Source organism: Bacillus sp. NEAU-Y102 (assembly GCF_054788175.1).
Map to the genome: position 1 here is coordinate 74,276 of NZ_JBTWFK010000001.1, position 22,590 is coordinate 96,865.

Sequence of the window (22,590 nt, forward strand, 5' to 3'; positions counted from 1 at the left end):
TTGTATTTATGAAACTTTTAAGCTAGTAACAATAATAATTGTTACCAGTTTTTCCAGCGTCCCTCTGGATCAACACTTGCAAGTCTAACCCATCCATTTTGAACTTTTTCTCGAAATGTGAAATCATTATTTAACAAACGTTCTATATATTCAATAGGTGCTTGAATGACAATTAGTAAACGAAGTGGTGAATGATACGTCTCACTATCTGACTGCATAACCGATTGCCAAGGTAAGCCTGGCAACAGGTCACTTGCATTCCCTTGCATAACACCGAGACCTGCCGTTACAGTTTGGGTTGTTTTGTTTCCACTACCATAATAATGAGGTGCTACAGTTGAAGCGTAATATTGTAAATTTATCCACTGAGCTACTGTTCCTGGTCCTGCAATAATGTTAGCTAATATATCGCCACTTTCATCCTGTTTCCAATCATAATTATGGAGGAACGCCCTACCTTCTAAGTCACAATCTTGAGTTAATTCTCGTTGCCCGATAATAAAAGATGCATTACGAGCTAATCCCCATTCTGGACGTATTTCACTCCAATCTTCTGCAAATCGATGTGCCTCTTTACTCGGATTTTTTATTTTCGTTTTAAAATTTGGTAATTGCGTTAAACGCTCTCTATTTGCATGTTGGCTCACATTTGGCATAATCGACTCGATACAATCAAATGCTTCTTGCGCAGCTTCCGAAAGTTCCGGGACGTAAATCCATTCCAATTCGTCCACTGTTGTTTTATGTTCAGCTGCTGCAAAAATGGTGTCCTCAGGAATTTTAATACCTTCAGCAGCCAATGCCTCTCTTACTTCTGGAAGATTACATAAAGTAGCAAAAACTCTTGCATTGAATCCCCCTGCTGCTCCGCCACAAGCACCACACTCAAGTGCTGCAGCATAAAGATTGTTCGTACTTTGACTACTATGTCCGCACATTACAACTAAAGGAGCAAATTTTTCTGTCAGTCCCACCATTTTTAAAGCTTGACGCACATAGTTCACTTTTTCTTCTTTCGTAAAACCGATAGGTATCTCGCCCTTTGTGTCATGAACATGATTAAGTGAGAATGTTGTATCAGGTTTTTGTAACATAGTTTTACGAAGGTTACGAATGAAAGCACCAACTCCTCTTGGGACAAAGCTTCTTGTCACCATTTGTAGACCAAATAAAGGACCACTTAACTCAGGTAGCGCCATACTCGTCAGTACGTTCTGTTTCATCGTTTTAAATGTATAACGTACCGAACTGCCTACCCTCTTACGTTGCTCATAAGATTTAAGTTCATTTTCATTTGTGAGCTCTTTTATTTGATGTTTCGGTTTGAGTATAACTGGCAAAGAAGGATGGTTGTTATTACTACCTAGTTCACTAGTTGCAATTGGTAATCCAAAGAAACCAGCTATTCCAAATGTTTCAAACGGACCTAATTTTTCAAGATGGCGACGAAACGGTTCTGAACGTACATCAATACAGAATGCTAATTGAGCTAATACACGCTTTTTATCATTAGTTGCACGTTGTTTAGAAGCAATCTTCTTCCTTAATTGCTCTGCATGCGTCTGTTCCCAAGCTTCCAGCCAAAGTTTCCTACGAATATTTTCATCAAAACGATAAGCGAATACTAATAATTCACTTTGTTCAGCAGCAGGCATTTGTAACCATTCCCGTGTTGAAATATTCCCCCAATAGATCCAAGAAGCTATAAGCGGGACGATTGCAACTTTTTTCTCAACCTTTTGATTTTTTAAAGGTAAATAAGGCTTTGTAATAGCCAGCTCCATAGAAATTCGAACTGCTAAATATTCTATTAGGAGTTCCTGTTCCTGAATTGATTGTTGTGAGCGCCATCGTATCATTCCTGCCCACCCAGGCAAAGAAAGTAAGTGCCCTTCAAGGTAAGCTTGTATGTTAGATTCAGAAATTCCTAGTTCAGATAATGCTCTCGCTAAAGCTACTTGGGCATCTTGTGGCCAATCTTTTAAAACTTTACGCTCATTTTTACTGAGCGCTGGATCAAATTTAATAAGGTGTTGCCATGCACGATAAAAACCTTTCTCTCGATTTGGCATCGTCCAACTTGATCCGGAGTCATCAAGATATAATTTACACCATTTAATAATATGATAATTAAGAATATCAGATAGGTTTTCACTATTTCGATTTTCTATAAGCGAACTTATTGGCTGCATAACAGAGGCTTTCATACTTGTTGTATTTATATATATCATTTCTTCTGCCAATTTATTTAATTCTGTCGATGATAATAAACTAGAAGGTAATTTTTCTAACTTTAAAGCTGCTTGGCAAAATCGCTCTGCTTTCTCTCGCGGAATATTAAAAGATTGTGAATCCAGCCAACGAGACAAACTCATTTGTAAAAATGATTCCTCAATCTCACCTTTCGCTTTTGCCGAATGAATCATGGAGGCACTAGGATAAATATCCACATTACGAGCTTCTTTTAACCAATTTGCGACTTGTTCAAATGATTGCTTTTCAAGTCCCATCCAAGGGTGATGAGCTGCAAACGTAGAGATAGGCCAAAGTGGCGCAATAACACGGCTAGCAGATGCAACTAAATCATTTATAGTATTTTCTTGCATATCAATGTTTGTATCTTTCTTTAATATTGACGGTATGCTCATCACGAATTACCTCCCTTTGATACATAATGTTTCAGATAGCTTGGGTGACTTTCTACTGACTTTCTTCTCGCCTCACCTACTCGAACTAACCAAAGATAAAGTACAGCGAATAAAGTAGAAGATTGATTACGAGTAACGAAAGTACTAATAACACTACTAAATAGTAAAATACATATAACAAAGATAACGGCTGGAGCTGAAGGTTGAACACTTTGATACATGTCAGTATGCAACCATTTGTAAAGAGAATTATGAACGGTAAAGTAAATGAGAGAAAATCCAATCAAAACAATTACGCCAGCAATTCGTCCCATTCTTCCCTCTCCAAAAACAACAAGCTGTTTCCATGAAAAGTATAGTGACCAGCCTAAGATTAACGCACTAACTAGTTGATACCCCTCTCCAGAAGTCATAAACCAGAAAGTAATTGCTATAAATAATCCTAAAACACGTCCGACCATAATCCATAAATTGGACATCTTTTCATTAGACTGCTTCACTACCCCAAAACGTTCTACTGAAGAACCAGCTTGTAAAAACAGTGTAGCTTTAAACAAACCATGTAAAATTAAATGAATAACAGCCGCTAAATAGGCGCCTAATGCACATTGAATAAGCATAAATCCCATTTGTGCAATAGTTGAACCTACTAGCTGACGTTTATAATCAACTTGGACTAAACTAATTCCTGTACCTATTAAGACAGAAATACTAGAGAAAATTAGTAAAATTATTTGTGCAATATCATCATGAAAAAGAGGTGAAAATCTAGTTAACATGATACCGCCAGCATTTACTAAACCCGCATGCATAATAGCAGAAACAGGAGTTGGAGCAACAGCAGACTCAATTAACCATCTTTGAAAAGGCCATTGTGCTGCTGGAATCATCACCGCTAATATAATTAATAAGTTAATTCCTGTTCTCTCCAATGTTCCATGTAGCGCTACATTTTCATTCGTTAAAACTGACGTTAACTGCCACTGTCCAGTGCCTTGAAACAACCAAATGATAGCTGATAGCAACGCAATCCAACTTATTGTAAATAAATAGCCAGAGATTTTAGTTGCTTCACTAACTACTTTCCAACCTTTATTTAGCCCTATGAGTAGAACCAATCCTATAAGCGTTGCTCCCCAACAAATGATCATTAAACGAAGATCATCACTTAACCATGCAACCGAAGATACACCTGTAGTAAATGTAAAAAGTAAAAAGTATTTTCGATATGAGCGGTCTCCCATTAAGTAACGTACAGAAAAACGCTGAATGATTAAACCAATTGTAAGAACAAAGAAAGCCATTAACCAAGCTAAAGTATCTAGATGCCAAGGCCCCACAACTCTATCTCCATTGTTATTAACAAGTGCGAGTAAAGAAATCAATGAAGGCAAAGCAGCGATACCAATATGGATATGAACAAAACGTAAAGGTATCCTTGCATGTAAAAACAATAATCCACTTAGCCAAGAAGCACTAAGCGCCATAAAAAATAATGTTAACAGTGTTGATGAACTCAGCGAAATTAACATGTTAAATACTCCCTTCTAAGCGAAAATAACCTATAAAAATTCCTTTTAATTAAGATGATTTTTTAAATTTCAATTTTCATTCACTCTTTTTAGTGCATCGTTTTTTCCCATAAAAAAAACCGACAACTTCCATAATTCAATGATTTTATATCATCATTGAATTATGGAGATTGTCGGTTTCCCTTCAACTAACTTCAATAAAGTTTTTTGAAGAGCTCCCATTTTATAGAGGATAATAATGTATGTATTACTCCTGTTAAAAAGAAATGTATATTTCTGATCTCCTAGATTATGCAATCAATATATCAATTTATGTTATACGCTATCTTTTAATTAAGAAACTTTTTCATTTAGTCAATATTACATATTAAAAAAATGCTAAAGCCTTAATTATAGCAAACTGTTAAAATGAGCATCTATCAATTTTTTAAAACAATTATAAGATAAACCATATTAAGCAGTTTGTCAATTTCTTTATCCGTTTTTTAAGAGTTATTAGAATTAAGATTTATTATACCTAAATAACTTCAAGTTTTTAATTATTAGCCTGTTAATAAAGTGCAAAACTTGTAGGTTTCTTAATCCTTCCACTAACCTTAAGGTATTTTTAAAATTTCTCCTCAAGATTATGAAGCAATTTAAAAATCATTACTCGTTCGCCTGTACGGGAGCTTATATCCGTATGAAAGCTTTTCACTTTCTCTCCAGTTAATTCTAGTATAATCTCTTTTAGATCTTCAATTCCAGATTCAACTAACTCCGAACGATTTTTCTTTATCGTTAACATACCGTCTTTTGTTTCGCAAACCGTATATTCAGCCGGCGTTAAAATCCCTTGTAAATTTACGATAATCATATCCCGTAATATATCTGTCTTAACGGATATAGACCCGCGTCCTAGGTAGTCCTTTTCCCAGTGAGTAATTGCTTTGCTTATCTCTGATTCAATAGAGCCTTTTGAGTTTTTCATCTTTGTATCCTCCTTCAATAAAATGTAATTATATTTATAATTACAATAACAATATAATAATCTGGATTGATTTTATTTTCAATTATTGAGAAGAATTTATAGGAATCGTTGTCATGTATCCTTTAGTATTAAAGTGAATTTTTATATTGCAATATATGTTTTTTGATTATCCCCAACAAAATACTCTTACTATAAAGGCTCTGTTGCATACATTTCTAAAAAGGACATTCCGGAGAAAATAAGGAAACTCTTGTAACGTAATATACAAACAAAAAATCCTACACTTATAAGTAGGATTTTTCTCTTTTTATATTAGTCAAAAAACTAAAAGTATACCTGCCCTCCAAATATATTACCGATTGGGCTTATGCATATTTCCTTCGAATTTTGCCAACCACCAATAACAGTAAAGGAATCCCTAGCTCATAAACGGGAAATGCAATTGGAATTACGAAAAATATGTAGTAATAATGGGTAAATGTTTGGATATTTTTAACTGACACAGCTATGATGAACGAAATAGGAGCAAGAACTAACGCTACTTTTCGCCAATCCTTCAAATGAAATATTTGTGCTGTTCCATAACAAGCGATAAACATGTATAACGCCAATTTCACAAAAATACTAAAAAACCAAATAATAACTATCAAAATATCCACATTTTGAATGAACTCCATGACAGATATGTATCGGCTCAAATCGTAAACCGGATACAAAAAACTTGAAGATAAATTCGGACCGAATGTTAAAATGACCGCTAATGTTCCGATTGTTACCATGAAAACGGCTAATCCTACCCCCAACATCGCCCTTGATGACGCTTGCTCTGGTTTATCCATAAAGAAAACGAACATCATCATCATAACAGCCTCTCCAAAAAATGCGGCTACAGGGGTATAGGAACCTTTAAGGATGGGAAGCCAGCCAGAATCGTGATAAATAGGCCGCATATAATCCCAATTCATATTGCCAACATTCAAAATGATTATAAACGTTATCATTAAAAGTACAATTGGCCCTATGATTTCACTTAAACGTCCAATACCTTCCACCCCTCCTTGGTAAATGATAAAAATGAGCAATAACATCGCAGTAAAGACAATGACCCACAAAGGTGTATTATGAAACAAAGCGATAATAATGAATTCACCAAATTCACGGACGGTTATCCAAATTATCATGTACCACCCAAAGAAGTAAGGAATCATCAGTAGCTTTCCTAGCCATTTACCAAGAATAGTTTGACTAAATTCAATGAGAGTTTGTTTCGGATAAAGCGAACCAAGTGTAGTTGCCAAAAAAGTAAGAGCAACCCCTATCACTCCTGCAATCAAAATCGAGATCCACGCATCTTGTTTGACAGTACGAATCGTCGCTGGAATAACTAGAAGGAGTGATTGTCCCACTTCAAATGTGAACATCATCCAAAAGATTTGCCTGCCAGAGATTTTCATCGAATTTCTCACACTCTATATTCCTCCTTATTTTTTCATTTCATTTTTCTTCAACTGCAACGGTGGTCCAGTCAGTCCTACTCGCCGAATAGTAAGCTTTGTATGAACAGAAACCTCCACTTTTCGAAATTGTTTACTCCAATTCTTTTTTAACCCTTTCCATTCGGATGGATATTTTTGATGAATGGCTTCTCCAAATCCAAAGATATCGGTTCCGTATTGTTTTTGAACCTTTTTAATAGTTTGGAGAGCTTCCTTTTCGGACTGTTTTTCCAATACATGTTCTAAAAGAGTAAGATTTTTTGGCTGCGAAAGATCTAAATTCGTATTGTTCTCCTGAATTGTTCCTTCACCAGAAAAAACAATGTCACACTTAATTGTGTCCCCTTGTATAGTAGGTATGATTTTTCTATTGATCTTTGTCATATATAAACTTGCACTACCATTTCCTTTAGAGGCCGTTGCTGTAACAGTCTGTTTACTTAAACGATTCACTATCCAAAGAGTAGTTAACCATTCCTGCATGTTCAAGTATCCTACCAATTTGAAATCGTTGTTAAATATAGCACCGCCTACAATTTGAAACCCTTTGACCACGGTTTTACCTTTTTCATGAGACACATTTTGTTTAATAACGGGCAAAATCGGGGTGATTCCATCACTCGTACCAGCAATAAGAAAATTTAATAAAGACATATCTCCCGCTGCCTCTATTTGCATATGCTCTTTAAGTGCCCCAAGTGCCGGGATAGACTCTAAAGGGATGGACGCTTTCAGAAAATCTTTTGCAGTATTCCCTTTTATGACGAACACACCTACTCGTAATCGAATATCAGGATCGCGGCTATATGCATCTAAAACTGGAGCAAGACCACTTTTAGCCATTTTTTCTCCAATCAATATTACACGCTGGTGCCCTCGAAAAATTTCTCTCGACATTTTTGTTTGCATCATTTGTATAGCTTCATGTGTATCCTTTCCCGTTCCCGATTCTGTAAAAAACGCTTTTCCTGCATTACTTCTTCCGCTCTGTCCCATTCCCATTTTTGATGGAATAATAAACTGAGCACTAATTTCAATCTTATTATTCTTCGCTTGATCAAGTCCCCATCCTAATTCTATTGCCAAATCATTTAATTCTGTCCGATCCCAACATCCCGTCAAGAAGCATAAAGAAATGACCAGTATCATACAGAGTGCCTTGTGCAGGCTCATTCTGTTTCCCCTCCCCGTTTCTCATCTGGCTTTTGTCCACCTGGAAAACGGACTTTCTCTTCACCAGATACCATTATTGGGCGGTGGGTCATATTCCAACGAGGTGTTCGGAGAAAAACATCCTTTAAATCACGAGGAGTCTGAGGTGCAACTGGACTTAAATACGGAATGCCAAAAGAACGAATGTTAGTTAAATGAATCAAAATCGCAAGGGTACTTATTGCAACACCGTATAGCCCGAGCATTCCTGCCAATAACAGCATAGGAAAGCGTAACATCCGGTAAGCTGTTCCTAAGTTGTAGCGCGGGAATGCAAATGACGCAATACCGGTCGTCGCCACAACAATGACCAAAGGTGCCGAAATAATACCTGCTTGCACAGCAGCTTGCCCGATAACAAGTGCTCCGACAATACTAACTGCGGATCCAACAGGTTTTGGTAACCGAACCCCCGCTTCCCTCAAACCTTCAAATAAAAACTCCATCATTAGCGCTTCTATGACAGCCGGGAAAGGAATGCCTTCTCGCGCAGCTGCAATACTAATAAGCAAATTTGTCGGAATTAATTTAGGATGAAAGGTTGTAATAGCAACATAGAGAGAAGGAAGAAATAATGAAATATTAATTAATATTAAACGAATCCATCGAACAAAAGTTGTGTAGATGGAGCGTTCATAATAATCCTCCGCTGCTTGCAGACCTGTCCAAAATGTCATAGGAACGATCAAAACGAAAGGTGTGTTATCTACTAAAATGGCGACTTTCCCCTCTAATAAACTTGCACAAACCGCATCTGGCCGCTCAGTATTTTGAATTTGTGGAAAGGGAGAAAAGGGTTGGTCCTCAATAAACTCTTCAATGAAAGCTGACTCCAACACTCCATCAATTTGAATTCGCTTTACCCTTTGGCGAACTTCATCCAAAACCGAATCAGGTGCAATTCCCTCAATATAGGCAATTACCACATCTGTCTGTGACAATTCCCCAATCGAATAAGGTTCCATTTTTAGTTTTTGGCTTCGAATTCTTCGGCGAATCAGGCTCGTATTGACCCTTATTGTTTCCGTAAACCCGTCCCGAGGGCCACGAACAGAGATCTCGGCAGCCGGCTCTTCAATACCTCGTTTTTCAAAACCTTTTAAATCAGCGACTAGAGCTTGACTCTCTCCTTCTGTTAAAATGACGATATTCGCTTTCAATACTGCTTCTATAACCTCACGAACTTTAGAGATTGTCTTTACTTGAGAAACCGCAATTAGCTGATTTTTTATAATTTCTCCTACCGAATCCACACTCTTTACTCCACTAGGCAGACCTTCGAACATCATTGGTTTCAAAACAACTTGTTCCACAACTTTAGTGTCGACTAATCCATCTATATAAATAAAAAGAATTTTATTTTGACTATCTATGATTATTGGACGAAAAACAATATCGGAACAATTTTCAAAAACTTGTCTCAAAACTTCTTCATTCGCAGATACATTCTGCTTGAGTTCACACTCTTGATTATTATGGAGCAGCATACTTGCACTCTCAAGTTCCTGAATATCTTTTCTCAAACGCTTTCTACTAAGTTTTTTCATCATACTACCCCATTTATCGAGTGGTTTATGTTTTTATACTTGAACTTTAGTGTTAGGATTTCTTGACAGACAAGCTTTAGAAACCGTTCCACTATAATGTTTTGGGTAAGTAATCATTTATCTAGAAAACAAAAGGAAAATATCCCCTCTATATCCTTCTTAAAATCTCCTTACACATGAAAATTATTCAATTTTTCTATAAGTTAGTTATTCTAAAATGAGGTATCCATAAAGTAACTTGTAACTGATGCTTTGTTAAATTGGTACTAATGAGCTTATAGAAACAAGCAAAAAAAGCATGTCCTGAAGAAAGATGAATCAGAACATGCTCTTAATTTATTTATTTGATACTATAGACGTTGATCTTTCTGGAAGTTTAGTTGAAAATGATCCGCTTCATTGTATACCCCGAATTCATATCCTTTTTCCTTATAAAATTTAATAATTTCAGGAAGCGCTTGTAATGTTTGTGGTTTTTCATGCATTAGAACTACTTCCACATCTTCTGTTGTTGTACGCTTTACATTCTCTATAATTTGCTGTGGATTACCTTTTAATTTCCAATCATTTGAATCTATCGTCCAATCCCAAACTTTTATTCCTGCTTCTACAATTTGGTTACGAATTTCCTCGCCCTTTAATCCTGGTGCAGATCCATATGGCGGACGAACTAGTTTAGGAGTTGTACCCGTAATATTATGGATAAGAGCTAACGTTTCTTTCATCTCCGGTACAAATTGTCCTTTTTTGTATAACTTATCACTATTATGTGTCATACTATGAGCACCAATATAATGTCCTTCTTTTACCGCTCGCTTTACGTTTTCCTGAAAAGCGGTATTCTGTAAATTGCTACCTTGCATAAAAAATGTCGAAGCAACATGTTGCTCTTTTAGTACATCTAAAAATTTCCCAGTTAATTCGCTAGGACCGTCATCGAATGTTAAATAAACAACCTTTCCTACCGGTTTTCCATCAGGTCTTTTCTGTTTTGCTGGTGGTGTTTCCTTTTTCTTTTCTTGTTGTTGCGTATTAACTTGATTACTACTTTCATTAGCTACTCCCTTCGCTGGGATAGAGTTCCATTTCCCAATTAAAAAGAATGTGAAAAAGGTCGTTGCTAAAACAACCCCTAGAGATAGTATTGCCTTAGTTCCTACATTTATTTTTTTCTTATTTTGTGATTCTTTCATTATGTTTCGATCCTTTCCCTACTAATTTTCATATTCATTATTTATACAGCTAAGCATTAACTCCAGTTGATATTTACAATAAATAGATTAATAGAGGAAGGTGAAGATAAAATGCAGATAATGTCGAAATTAGTTAAAGAATAGCGTACTGCATCCACTCTTTAGAAAAATATTGTTTTCTCTAATACAGTTAAATTTGAAAACTGGATATACATCCAAAATAAAAAATACTACTCTTTCTAAACAAAATTTTTATATCAAGATAATAGTATGCTGTTATAAAGATAAAATACTGAGTTAGCCATACTATTGAAATTCTATTATAATTTTGTAATTGGAATTCATTTGAATCAAATAAAGAACTAGAAGAAATATTATTATGTGGAGGTGCTCCGATGAATCTTTTAATTAGAGAGTTAGAAAAAAATGATTTAGACAATTTCCCGAAGATCGATGACAGTTTTATAGTGAATGCTCGGTTAATTCTTTCTCTTTCCAAAGTAAATAGACGCATAGAATATACAGTAGAAGACGTTCCAAGTTATGAAAAAAGTTATTTACAAAATCAAGATGATAATGAAGAACTGGCTTACAATGAATATATAAATAAACCTAATCAAGTCATTTACATAGCACTGTTACATAACCAAATCATTGGATTAATGGTATTGAAAAAGAATTGGAATCACTATGCTTACATAGAAGATATAACGGTGGATAAAAAATATCGTACACTCGGAGTTGGTAAAAGATTGGTTGATCAGGCAAAGCGATGGGCAAAAGAAGGCAACATGCCCGGGATCATGCTTGAAACGCAAAATAATAATGTCGCAGCATGTAAATTTTATGAAAAATGTGGATTTGTAATTGGTGGGTTTGATTTTCTTGTTTATAAAGGTTTAGATATTGAAAATGATGAAGTTGCAATTTATTGGTATTTATATTTCAAATGAAACTGTTTTTAGCATTAAACAAAGTCAAAATAAAAACCCCAATTTCTCCATATTAAAATTGAGAAATTGGGGTTAAGTTATTTAACAAGATTTTTTATCTAAAACAGATAACTAATTAATAATCCTGCCGATAATAAGAAGCCAAAAATCGTATTTGTCATTGCTGTTGATTTCATTGCGATGCGCATATACCCAGGGTCCTTTGCTCCTTTTTGGAAACTTTGAATAGCAGAGATTGGCTTTCTCAAACCTAGGAACATAACTAATGCCCAAGGGCTTATATAACCCATTAATACAATTACGGCAATCCATAAATACGCAATGAAAAAGGCTACCGCTAGTGTTACTATGGCTTTTTCTCTCCCAAGGAGGATTACTAATGTCTTTCTTCCACCTTTAATATCTTCTTCTATATCTCGGATGTTATTTGACATATTGATTGCACCGACTAAAATCCCAATTGGAATGGAAATCAATACACTTTCAATCGTTATCGTATTTGTTTGAATAAAGAAAGCAATAAGTACAAAACATGTCCCCATTAACAATCCAGAAACTAATTCTCCAAACGGAGTGTACGCAATTGGTAATGGACCACCTGTATATAAATAGCCAACCGCCATTCCAATTAAACCAATAACCACTAACCACCAACTACTATTCATACAAATATAAATGCCAATAAAAGCTGCTACGACATATAATAAAAGTGCAACTGTTAACACATTTTTTGGCTTCAATCCATGACGGACAATTCCGCCACCGATGCCAACGGATTCAGCGGTATCTAATCCACGTTTAAAATCATAGTACTCATTAAATAAGTTAGTTGCTATTTGCAATGCTAAACATGCAACCATCATCGCAATAAATAACAGCCAATCAATTTTGGCAACATAAAGTGATGCCACTGTCCCTAAAATTACAGGAGAAAACGTCGCCGTTAATGTATGTGGGCGCGTCATCTTCCATATTAATTTAGCGGAACTAATTTCTTTTTCTGTCCCCATAACTCTGTTCAATCTCCCTACATTTTAAGTATAAATTACTAGCAGTATCTTTCTATCTATTTCCTGCTTCGCATCCATTCATTATATCAATAAATGATTATCCTTTCTAACAAATCTACTTTTAATAAAGTAAAAATTATAAAATGAAACTTTAATTAGTAGAAGTTTTGTCACCCCCACTGATTATTAGTACATATTCAGTGGGATTTTACGGGCAGCCCTCCCTCCCATTCGCTGAATTTTTAAGGAGGAAATCTTATCCGCCCGCAAATATTGGGATAAATAAAAGAGCCAACTCATATGAGCTAGCTCTTTCATCTCTTATTTTATAAAAATTCAATAGTTACGCTACATTGAAAAACAGATAAATCCTACTTTTGTAGCCCATTAATAATGGTATCTATATTCCATTTCATCATTTTTAAGTAAGTATCTCCATCCTCACCTGATTTACCTAGTGAGTCTGTAAAAATTGTCCCTGCAATTGGCACGTTTGTTTCTTTTGAAACAGTTTCCATACTACGTCGATCTACACTTGTTTCAACAAATAAAGCTGGCACTTTGTTTGTTTGAATTAAACTTACAACATCTCTAATTTGATCTGGCGTACCTTGATTCTCTGAGTTAATTTCCCAAATGTATCCCGTCTTAATGTCATATGCTTTTCCAAAGTATTTAAAAGCACCTTCGCTAGAGATTAAGAAACGTTTTTCTTCAGGAATTTGATGAATTCTGTTTACTGTCTCATCGTGTAACTTTTGAAGTTCTGCTACATATTCATCAGCATTTTTAGTATAGAACTCTTTATTTTTAGGATCTTCTTTAATTAATGCCTGCTTCACATTTTCAGCGTATAAAATACCATTTTTAATATTCATCCAAGCATGTGGGTCTGGTTCTTTTTCTAATCCTTTTGTTTCTAAGTAAATAGCTTCTACACCTTCACTTACTTTATAAACCGGTGCATCTTTCGCTGATTTATTTGCCGTTTTTAATAGCTTTTTAAACCACGCTCCACCTTCTTCTAGGTTTAGCCCATTGTAAAATACCATATCTGCATCTGTCATTTTCATAACATCTTTTGGTAGTGGATCATATTCATGTGGGTTAGCTCCGATTGGAACAAGACTATGAATCTCAACTTTATCTCCACCAATTTGCTTCACCATATCATATATAATGGAGTATGTAGTTACAACTTTTAATTTTCCATTACCCTCTTCTTTTCCATTTGTGTTACTCGAACACGCTGTTAATGCAAATACAAAAATACAAATTACCGATAATACAACATTTTTAAATTTCATCATTATCCTCCAATCAATTATGACAACTCTGCTCTATTTTTTCTAATTTTGATAGCTCTCCAAAACAAACCTTGTGACGGTGAGAAAAAGAATGCCAATCCGAACAAGAATGTTGCGACAAGAACAATTGTTGCACCTGAAGCAAGATTATAAGAGAAACTAAAATATAACCCTACTACAGATGAAAGCGCACCAATGCCTGCTGCTAAATAAATCATGACCCATAAACGGTTTGTTAATAAATACGCTGTAGCCGCTGGTGTAATAAGCATCGCAACGACTAGAATAATTCCAACAGTTTGAAGTGAAGCTACTGTAACCATTGTAAGGAGAATCATTAAGCCATAATGAATCCATTTATTCGGTAATCCATAGCTTTGCGCCATCGTTGGATCAAACGTGGATACGAGTAATTCTTTGTAAAACAACATTACAAGACCAATAATGACCACTCCAATAATCAGTGTCATCCACATATCAGAAGAACGAACGGATAAGACATTCCCGAATAAAATATGATACAAATCAGAACTACTCTTCATAAAGGTAATTAAAATAATCCCTACAGCGAAAACAGATGTAAACATAATTCCTATCGCCATATCATGTTTAATACGACTATTTTGACTTACAAATCCGATTCCTACTGCAGTAATAACACCTGTTAAAACCGCTCCTATAAAATAGTTCATTCCAATCATATAAGAAAGCGCTACTCCTGGAAGAACAGCATGTGAAATGGCATCACCCATTAATGCCATACCTCGTAAAATAATAAAACATCCAATGACACCACAGATAATTCCTACCATAACGGAAGTTAATAACGCCTTCTGCAGAAAACTATACTGCGTTAATGCATCTATAAATTCTACAATCTTCATGATGAATGTACCTCCGCTGCATTATTAAACAATATTCCTTGATTCACATACGCTTTTGACATAACAGTTGGTTCTAATACTTGGCGTACTTCTCCGTAATGAATTAAGCTTTTATTCATTAATAGTAATTTATCAAAATACGATTCTGCTTTACTTAAATCATGATGGACAACGACAATCGTTTTTCCTTCTTTACGTAGTTCCCTAAGAATTTTAATGATTGTCTCTTCACTTGTTACATCAATTCCGACAAACGGCTCATCTAAGAAGAATATTTCCGCCTTTTGCGCTAAAGCTCTCGCCAAAAAGACACGTTGTTGTTGTCCACCTGACAACTCACCGATTTGGCGATTTTTAAACTCTTCCATTCCGACTTTTTTTAAGCAATCAAACGCCCAATCCCGATGCTCTTTCTTCGGTCTTTTCATCATACCTAAAGATGGATACGTTCCAATTAGCACGACATCTAAAACTGTAATCGGAAAGTCCCAATCTATATCACTTCTTTGCGGTACATATGCAACACTCTTTCTAACGCTTCGAATATCCTCTCCAAGAATTTGGACATATCCCTTATCATTTGGGATTAAATCTAATACAGCTTTCATTAAAGTAGATTTCCCCGCTCCATTTGGACCAATAATTCCAACGAGCTTCCCTTTTTCAATATCGAAGGAGACATTTTGAACTACTTGATTCCCTTGATACGATACAAACAAATCTTTAACAATTATAGCCTCACCCATTTTTTATGCATTCCCCTTTCTTTTTTTCGTGTATATAATTATTTTGCGCAAAGGCAACTTTTAAGCAAAAAAATATAAAGCGAATGTAAACCCGCACTTAAGTTTCCTTAAGGAAACTTTTTTATATGAGTCAAATTATATAAGCTATATGAAAATTTGTAAACTAAATTTTACTAATTTATAAATATATAATGAAAATAATTATCAATGTGGAACAAAATATATTATCTATTTTATGATTTTTTGAAAAAGATATTACTGTGAAAAAATAAGCAATATAGTATATAAATGAAAGAACCTACTCGTATGAGTTGGCTCTTTCTCTTTTACAATATTTGATACGCTCTGCAGCAAAAAATATAATTAAATTACTTCCAAACAACACCTCGCCTCTCATATTCCATTCTATATTCAACAGCAGCTGCAATTTTAGAACTTGCGAACTTTTCCGTAATCCAAAGAGCTAAATCAGTTCCTGAAGTAACTCCTCTTGCAGTAATAATATCGCCTTGATCTACAATTCGGTAATGAAGAAGTTCTGCCCCATATTTACTCATTTCACCCTGTGCCAAATAGTGCATTGTCGCCTTTCGACCATTCAATATACAGGAGGCTGCTAGTAGCATACCTCCTGTACAAACTCCAGCAACGATCGTTCCTGCTTTGTGCATCTCTTTAATCATTTCGGTCAAAGTACCAAGCTCTGCTTGTTTTCGTGCCCCATGCTTTGCTTTATGATTCCAGCCACCACCAGGTACAATTAACAAATCTGGGCGATTATCCATTCGTAAAAAATCATGTAGTGTAACCGTAACTCCAAACGAGGTAGTAACTTCTTGTTTTCGTTCACTTGAAACGAATTCCACCGTAAATGGAGCTCCTTCTTCTATCGCTCTTTTCAGTACTTCAAACGGCGCGAAAGAGACAAGTTCTCCGAAGCCATCAAACAATACAATTTGTATTTTCATTTTCGGACACCCCATATAGTTTCTTTTTTGAATCGTAAATTAGGACAATAAATGTTATCTACAAATTAACAATGAAGATAGTCTTTCTCCTCTCACTCTATAAACTTCAAAATGTTCCTCTAGCTGCCCCGCATCTTCTAATACATTTAGCGTTTTCTTCACAAAATTCCAATTCAAACTACCAGATAACCATAATAATGAAGACAGTCTTTTATAATCGTTTGAGGTTAAAATATTATTAGCCTTATATCCTTCTAAAAATGAACTAGCAACACTTGAACATACTTCATGCGAATGTATTCCTTCTGTTCGAGAATACCACTTTATTAAAAAGGCTAACCCTTCAACGCGGTCAACATAACTAATAGATTCAAAATCCACAATTCCTTTTACCTTTTGACTTGATCCCCATAAAACATTCAAAGGATTTAAATCGGTTTGTACAATAAACTCCAAATCATTCGTATATACACATTCTATATGACACTTAGCGAGCTCTATATACCCCCGCAATTCCTTACATGTACCACCTTTATTTTCTAATAGCTTTATAAACTCACCATATCCATCTAAATGCGATTTCTTTTGAAAAGTCGAGCTTTGAAATGTACTAGAAATATCATGTATATTTCTTGCTTCCTTTCCAAAAATCTCTGCCATTGTTTCTGTACAATGAGTAACATGCTCCCCTTCAATCCAAGTAGACAATACAAACCGGTACTGTTCATCATTCCAAGTAACAAATGTAAATGACCCTCCCGCCTGATTCTCCTTAATCTGCATAAATGGGATTCCATGCTCTCGTAAATAATACGTAAATCGTACTTGCTCTTTCAATTGTTCATTTGATAACGGCCCAAAAGCTGGATTGATTGTTCGATCGCTATTGATAAACCGTGCGGAATACCGATCTCCATTTACGATAATTTTATAGTGTAGATCGGTATGCCAACTGTTCTTATGTAATTCTTCTTCCACTATTAGTGAATGAATTTCTTTAAAATAATTTATTACTACATTTCTTATTATACGTTTCACCCTATTCCCCTTTCATGCAAAAATTCATTCTTGTACTTCCGAATAAAAACCTTTTAAAGTGAGGATTTTTAAGATACACCTAATGTATTCAAATAAAGAATTCTATCCTACTGTGGAGTAATAATAAAGTTATGTAATTTTGTCGCCAAAATTACAATAGCCTTCTATCTATGTAGATGAAAGAAGGCTACTAAATCTTTTTAAAAATCTAGTTATTTCATAGTGAATGTATTATTGATTAAATAATACATTTGTTTAATACAAGTACTAAATAAGAAAAAATAACCGTTATAATGCAATTAACAAATTGAGGATTTTCATTTAAACTTTATAAAACTCAAATGTATTTTTTTCTATACATATTGTTTCATCAGAGGTTTTGATAATGATATCAAAACGCTGACTATACGAATGCATAAATACTTCATATTGAATCCGGCGTTCTTCATGAGACTGCCTTAAATAATTTATATCGGCTCCCCTTTCAGCTATATCCCGGCTTGATCTTCTTATTAGTTCCGTTTCGCCATCTGTATAAAAATAAATTTTCAAATCAAATAAATCAGGATTAATAAATGCGGCGCTCATTCCTTCCACAATCGTTACTTTATTTTCCGAAGAAATCAACTTACTTTTCATATAATGCGTATCTATCGTATAAAAATCTATCCCAGCTCTAACCATATGAATATCTCTTTCTAAAGCTGCCAAATGGTGCGCAGCTGGATGACAAGCTGTCATTTTATAACGATGATTTTCATTTTGATAAGTATAGTGAATCACTGCATGCTTACGGATATCCGAACTAACAATGTAAGGATCTGTATTAATATAATTTACTTCATTTTGATTTAGTAGGTTTACGAGTCTATTAGTAAACGTTGTTTTTCCAGCTGCACCATGTCCTGAAATACCGATAACAATTTGTTCATCTCTCATCTTTAACCAATTTATGATTTCTTGTAACAACTTATCCATCATTATCCCCCTTGCGCTAATATACTACCCTTTATTTCAATATCCAAAAATCCCTTTATTTAATTATACATAAAAAGGGAAAGATAGTGTGATTATTCATCATACCACCTCTAATTCTAAGCAACTTTATTATCTTTTATATGACTTTATTATTTATGAACACCTACATGATTAAATACATTTCTAACTTTATAAACCCAACAGAATATCCTCTGCTTTTCGGTAATTTATGCGAACCAATGCAGTCATAACTATGTACAATAAAAAAAGAGCCAATCATACAATAGAAGATTGACTCTTTCCTTTATTTACTCCCCTGTTTCAGAAAATCTCTTTATACGTTTTCCAATTTCATCGCGAACACGTTGAAATTCAGACCACCCTTTTCCTGCCGGGTCATCAAATCCCCAGTGAACACGATTTACGTGCGGAGGTGTCGAAGGACAAACCGAATCCGCATGACTACAAAGGGTAACAACTAAATCAGCGTTATTTAAAATATTTACATCAATTATATCTGATGTTTGATTCGTTATGTCAATATTAACTTCTTTCATCGCTTTAATAGCATTTGGATTTACTCCATGTGCTTCAATACCTGCAGAATATACATTCCACTTATCCCCTACATATTGTTTGCCCCATGCTTCTGCCATTTGGCTTCGGCATGAATTTCCTGTGCATAAGAAATAAATTGTCTTTTTATTTTCCATGTTGTTTTCCGCCTTTGTTTTTAATTATACTGGTTGATTATTAAAATATTTACGCTTAAACCAAAAAGCGACGTTTACAAGTGCAATCATTACAGGTACTTCCACTAACGGTCCGATAACAGCTGCAAATGCTGCGCCTGAATGAATACCAAACACCCCAACTGCTACAGCAATTGCTAACTCAAAGTTATTACTACCTGCTGTAAATGCTAACGTTGTAGTTACCGGATAGTTGGCACCAATTTTCCTTCCCATAAAGAAAGATACAAAAAACATTACAATAAAATAAATGAGTAACGGAATCGCTATTCTTACCACATCTAGTGGCACGCTAACAATCATCTCCCCTTTTAAGGAGAACATGATGATGATTGTAAATAGTAATGCAAGTAATGTAAGTGGACTAATTTTCGGTATAAACACCTTTTCATACCACTGTCTTCCTTTTAACTTAACGAGTACAAAGCGTGTCAACATACCTGCTATAAAAGGAATTCCCAAATAGATAAATACGGATTTCGCTACTTCTATCATTGTAATATCGACAATAGCACCTTCAATTCCTAACCATTCTGGAATGACTGTTACAAACACGTATGCATAAACGGAGAAGAATAACATTTGGAATACTGAGTTAAAAGCCACTAAACCTGCCGCATACTCTTTATCCCCATCAGCAAGGTCGTTCCAAACAATTACCATTGCAATACAACGTGCTAAACCAATCATAATGAGTCCGACCATGTATTCTGGCTTATCAGGAAGAAAAATAATTGCTAAAACAAACATAAGTACAGGTCCGATAATCCAGTTTTGTACTAAAGATAAAACCAATACTTTTACATCTTTAAATACTCGGCCCATTTCCTCGTAACGAACCTTTGCTAATGGTGGATACATCATGACAATTAAACCAGCAGCAAGCGGAATAGACGTCGTTCCAACTTGTAATGTATTCAGTCCATCTACTACACTAGGAAACACAAACCCTAAACCAATTCCAACTGCCATAGCTAGAAAAATCCATAGTGTTAAATATCGATCTAGAAAAGATAAACGTTTCATTTTATTTTCCATCTCCTATTAACAACAAGAATTTTTAGCTACCTCATTTGAAGTCATGCAACAAGATGAATCTTCTATTTTGTGAACATCACTATCAGCTTTTGTATAAAAGAACTCCCACTCATTACCATCGGGATCCGTTACCCAAAACTTATCTTGCAATGCATAACAACAAGTCGTATCCATCTCATCACGCGCAAAGAAACCTTCTTTTTCTAATCGCTCTTTATGTAATGTAATTTCTTCAGCTGTATCCACTTGGAAACCAAAGTGATTTACTTGATTTCCATTCACTTCATCTCGTACGTTTAGCGTGAAATTAAGTCCTGGCGTCTCTAATAGAAATTTTGCATAATCTGATTTCACTTTAACTGGTAATACACCAAATACCTTTTCATAAAATTCAATAGATTTCTCTAAATTCGTAACGTTTATACCGACGTGAACATATCTCATACCTTATTCCTCCTCTTTATATGTCGTTAATCAATTTTTTTTGATTAATAGAATAAAATTTTAACAGCAGCTACCTTTGCCTGTTTTTCTAAAGATACAGCATAATTCTTCTGATAATAAATTATTTACTTCCGCATCATTTAAATCATAATAACTCCACGTACCTTTTGTGTCTTTTACAATTAAACCTGCATCTAATAAGATTTTTAAATGATAGGACAACTTGGATTGCGTCATTTCAAAAACTTCAGTTAAATCACATACACACGTCTGACCTCGCTGACAAAGCTCATACATAATTTCTAAACGTTTCTGATCCGCCAACGCTTTAAATTTTTTCTCATAGAGCTGAAAATCTTGTGCCATTTTAGTTCACTCTCCCTTCATCAATTTTTTTTGATATTTATAGTATATATGTAGTTTAGCTCTTTATGCAACTAATTAATCAATTTTTTTTGATTAATATATTCTTCTCTTCTTTCCCTTAACAGAACTTTTAAGTTATTAAATTACAAAATGCCCTGCATAACAGGGCTATTTTGTAGAATTATGCATGTTTGTATTTGAAATCATACGAAATACTTTCACATAGAAAACTGCACTAACAAGGGTACAAAGCAATATAATTCCGAACACAACAATTGGAGATAGCCATGTAGAAAATACAATCATTATTGGTGCAATAAAACGCCCAATGGTAAATTGTAAATTAGATGCTGCCATATACTGTCCTCTAGAATTTTCAGGTGCATATTTACTGACAAAACTATGTACAACTGGCGAACGAATCAATTCCCCAATAGTTAATATTGCCATAAAGCCAAATAGTAGCCATATATTCGTTGTTAACCCTATTAGAAACATACCCATTCCAAATAATATATTAGAGACAATTAAAACGTTTCGGTCGCTCCAATTCTCAAAATATTTTGCAACAGGTAAAGAACATAAAACAAACAAAATGCCATTTAACCCCATCATCCATCCGAAAATTTCAGTATTACTCAAAGAGAATGAACCAATATTCCATGAGAAAAGAGATTGAGTTGGTACAAATTCCTTTACATATAATGCAAGATAAAGATCTAGCTGCATGAAAGCTATCATAATCAAAACTCCCGCAAATATGTAAAGAGAGAAAATTTTATCACTAAAAATTTTCATATAATTATCCCATTGTTCTTTAAAGATTTTTGATATTGGATTGTTATCTCCATCATTTTTAGAAGCTTCGGGCAGCGTTTCTCTAATTATGAAATAGATTGCTATAAAATAAATAAATGTAACAATTGTACAAGTCCATAACAATTCACTTCGATAATGAAAGAAGAAAAATGAACCTAACACTGGTCCAAATACAGCACCAATATTATTTGCTGTAACAAAAGTGGCAAAGACCACCCTTCTATCCTTTTCTGGCACTATATCAGCTATCATTGCAGAACTTGCTGGACTGTATATTGCCCCGCTAATTCCAATACCGATATAGGCTAAATAATTAATCCAATGTGAATGAGATAAAGCAAAAACTGCAAACATTGCTACTTGTATGATTGTGCCTAATAGCATGACAGGTCGACGCCCTAATCGATCAGCTAAATATCCACCTAACAAATTACCTATTATGCCTACAAGAGGTATAATTGCCATTAAAATTCCGCCAATTGCTTTACCAAAAGCATCGCTATAGTATATTGCCATAAACGGAAAATACATCCAAAACAATGTATTGAACATAGTTTCGCCAATCAATCTAGTTTTTAAATTTCTGTCCCAAGATAACCATTTCAACGTAATACATCCCCTATTTTAACTTTTCAAATATTCACTATACATTTTATAAACTGTCAGTCCAAGGGAAATATAATAACATA

General features: G+C 34.7%; 20 protein-coding genes. 1 reads left to right on the forward strand and 19 read right to left on the reverse strand.

The genetic code is table 11. From position 1 onward, the window contains the following. Window positions 1–41 precede the first annotated feature (41 nt). The 7 genes from ACYFX0_RS00345 to ACYFX0_RS00375 form a co-directional block, all read right to left on the reverse strand. The gene (locus tag ACYFX0_RS00345) at window positions 42–2,648 is read right to left on the reverse strand and encodes a DUF2309 domain-containing protein (protein ID WP_460269638.1); all 2,607 of its coding nucleotides are present in this window, start codon (window positions 2,646–2,648) and stop codon (window positions 42–44) included. Further along, the gene (locus ACYFX0_RS00350) at window positions 2,648–4,180 is read right to left on the reverse strand and encodes an NADH dehydrogenase subunit 5 (protein WP_106082043.1); all 1,533 of its coding nucleotides are present in this window, start codon (window positions 4,178–4,180) and stop codon (window positions 2,648–2,650) included. Before ACYFX0_RS00350 ends, ACYFX0_RS00345 begins: the two co-directional genes overlap by 1 nt. 607 nt (window positions 4,181–4,787) lie before the next feature. Continuing rightward, a complete protein-coding gene (locus ACYFX0_RS00355) occupies window positions 4,788–5,150 on the reverse strand; it encodes a Na-translocating system protein MpsC family protein (RefSeq protein ID WP_000798165.1) in 363 nt (120 codons plus the stop codon). 365 nt (window positions 5,151–5,515) lie between these two features. After that, a complete protein-coding gene (locus ACYFX0_RS00360) occupies window positions 5,516–6,604 on the reverse strand; it encodes a GerAB/ArcD/ProY family transporter (RefSeq protein ID WP_033668948.1) in 1,089 nt (362 codons plus the stop codon). Between the two features lie 27 nt (window positions 6,605–6,631). Further along, window positions 6,632–7,819, reverse strand: coding sequence for a Ger(x)C family spore germination protein (locus ACYFX0_RS00365; RefSeq protein ID WP_460269640.1), 1,188 nt, complete (start codon window positions 7,817–7,819; stop codon window positions 6,632–6,634). Continuing rightward, on the reverse strand, window positions 7,816–9,408 hold the full coding sequence (locus tag ACYFX0_RS00370) for a spore germination protein (protein WP_106082044.1): 1,593 nt from the start codon (window positions 9,406–9,408) through the stop codon (window positions 7,816–7,818). The genes ACYFX0_RS00365 and ACYFX0_RS00370 overlap by 4 nt, the downstream gene beginning before the upstream one ends. A 347-nt stretch (window positions 9,409–9,755) precedes the next feature. Then, complete coding sequence (locus tag ACYFX0_RS00375) at window positions 9,756–10,598, reverse strand: polysaccharide deacetylase family protein (protein WP_081144015.1); 843 nt, start codon at window positions 10,596–10,598, stop codon at window positions 9,756–9,758. A gap of 395 nt (window positions 10,599–10,993) precedes the next feature. On the opposite strand from ACYFX0_RS00375, the gene satA reads away from it, so the two are divergent. Continuing rightward, on the forward strand, window positions 10,994–11,551 hold the full coding sequence (satA, locus tag ACYFX0_RS00380; protein WP_001050464.1) for a streptothricin N-acetyltransferase SatA: 558 nt from the start codon (window positions 10,994–10,996) through the stop codon (window positions 11,549–11,551). Window positions 11,552–11,649: 98 nt separating this feature from the next. Here satA and menA read toward each other — a convergent pair whose 3' ends face one another. The 12 genes from menA to ACYFX0_RS00440 form a co-directional block, all read right to left on the reverse strand. Further along, window positions 11,650–12,561: a 1,4-dihydroxy-2-naphthoate polyprenyltransferase gene (gene menA, locus ACYFX0_RS00385; protein ID WP_000536383.1), complete on the reverse strand. Its 912-nt coding sequence runs from the start codon at window positions 12,559–12,561 to the stop codon at window positions 11,650–11,652. 371 nt (window positions 12,562–12,932) lie between these two features. After that, complete coding sequence (gene mntA / locus ACYFX0_RS00390) at window positions 12,933–13,868, reverse strand: manganese ABC transporter substrate-binding protein/adhesin MntA (protein WP_000669597.1); 936 nt, start codon at window positions 13,866–13,868, stop codon at window positions 12,933–12,935. Between the two features lie 17 nt (window positions 13,869–13,885). Next, complete coding sequence (locus ACYFX0_RS00395) at window positions 13,886–14,752, reverse strand: metal ABC transporter permease (protein ID WP_000706183.1); 867 nt, start codon at window positions 14,750–14,752, stop codon at window positions 13,886–13,888. After that, the gene (locus ACYFX0_RS00400) at window positions 14,749–15,498 is read right to left on the reverse strand and encodes a metal ABC transporter ATP-binding protein (RefSeq protein ID WP_000503231.1); all 750 of its coding nucleotides are present in this window, start codon (window positions 15,496–15,498) and stop codon (window positions 14,749–14,751) included. Before ACYFX0_RS00400 ends, ACYFX0_RS00395 begins: the two co-directional genes overlap by 4 nt. 368 nt (window positions 15,499–15,866) lie before the next feature. Further along, entirely contained in the window at window positions 15,867–16,466 is a 600-nt protein-coding gene (locus tag ACYFX0_RS00405; protein WP_247727446.1) for a DJ-1/PfpI family protein, read from the reverse strand. Window positions 16,467–16,520: 54 nt separating this feature from the next. Further along, complete coding sequence (locus ACYFX0_RS00410; protein ID WP_247727447.1) at window positions 16,521–17,504, reverse strand: phosphotransferase; 984 nt, start codon at window positions 17,502–17,504, stop codon at window positions 16,521–16,523. 321 nt (window positions 17,505–17,825) lie between these two features. Beyond that, window positions 17,826–18,482 (reverse strand): uridine kinase family protein, encoded by a 657-nt coding sequence (locus tag ACYFX0_RS00415; protein ID WP_000359529.1) that lies wholly within the window; start codon window positions 18,480–18,482, stop codon window positions 17,826–17,828. 308 nt (window positions 18,483–18,790) lie between these two features. Continuing rightward, a complete protein-coding gene (gene arsC, locus ACYFX0_RS00420) occupies window positions 18,791–19,195 on the reverse strand; it encodes an arsenate reductase (thioredoxin) (RefSeq protein WP_000428371.1) in 405 nt (134 codons plus the stop codon). A gap of 24 nt (window positions 19,196–19,219) precedes the next feature. Then, window positions 19,220–20,260, reverse strand: coding sequence for an ACR3 family arsenite efflux transporter (gene arsB, locus ACYFX0_RS00425; RefSeq protein WP_042598263.1), 1,041 nt, complete (start codon window positions 20,258–20,260; stop codon window positions 19,220–19,222). An 18-nt stretch (window positions 20,261–20,278) separates the two neighbouring features. Next, window positions 20,279–20,716, reverse strand: coding sequence for an ArsI/CadI family heavy metal resistance metalloenzyme (locus ACYFX0_RS00430; protein ID WP_460269646.1), 438 nt, complete (start codon window positions 20,714–20,716; stop codon window positions 20,279–20,281). Between the two features lie 60 nt (window positions 20,717–20,776). Further along, on the reverse strand, window positions 20,777–21,082 hold the full coding sequence (gene arsR, locus ACYFX0_RS00435; RefSeq protein ID WP_098901708.1) for an arsenical resistance operon transcriptional regulator ArsR: 306 nt from the start codon (window positions 21,080–21,082) through the stop codon (window positions 20,777–20,779). 168 nt (window positions 21,083–21,250) lie between these two features. Continuing rightward, window positions 21,251–22,507, reverse strand: coding sequence for an MDR family MFS transporter (locus ACYFX0_RS00440; protein ID WP_247727448.1), 1,257 nt, complete (start codon window positions 22,505–22,507; stop codon window positions 21,251–21,253). Window positions 22,508–22,590: the final 83 nt, after the last annotated feature.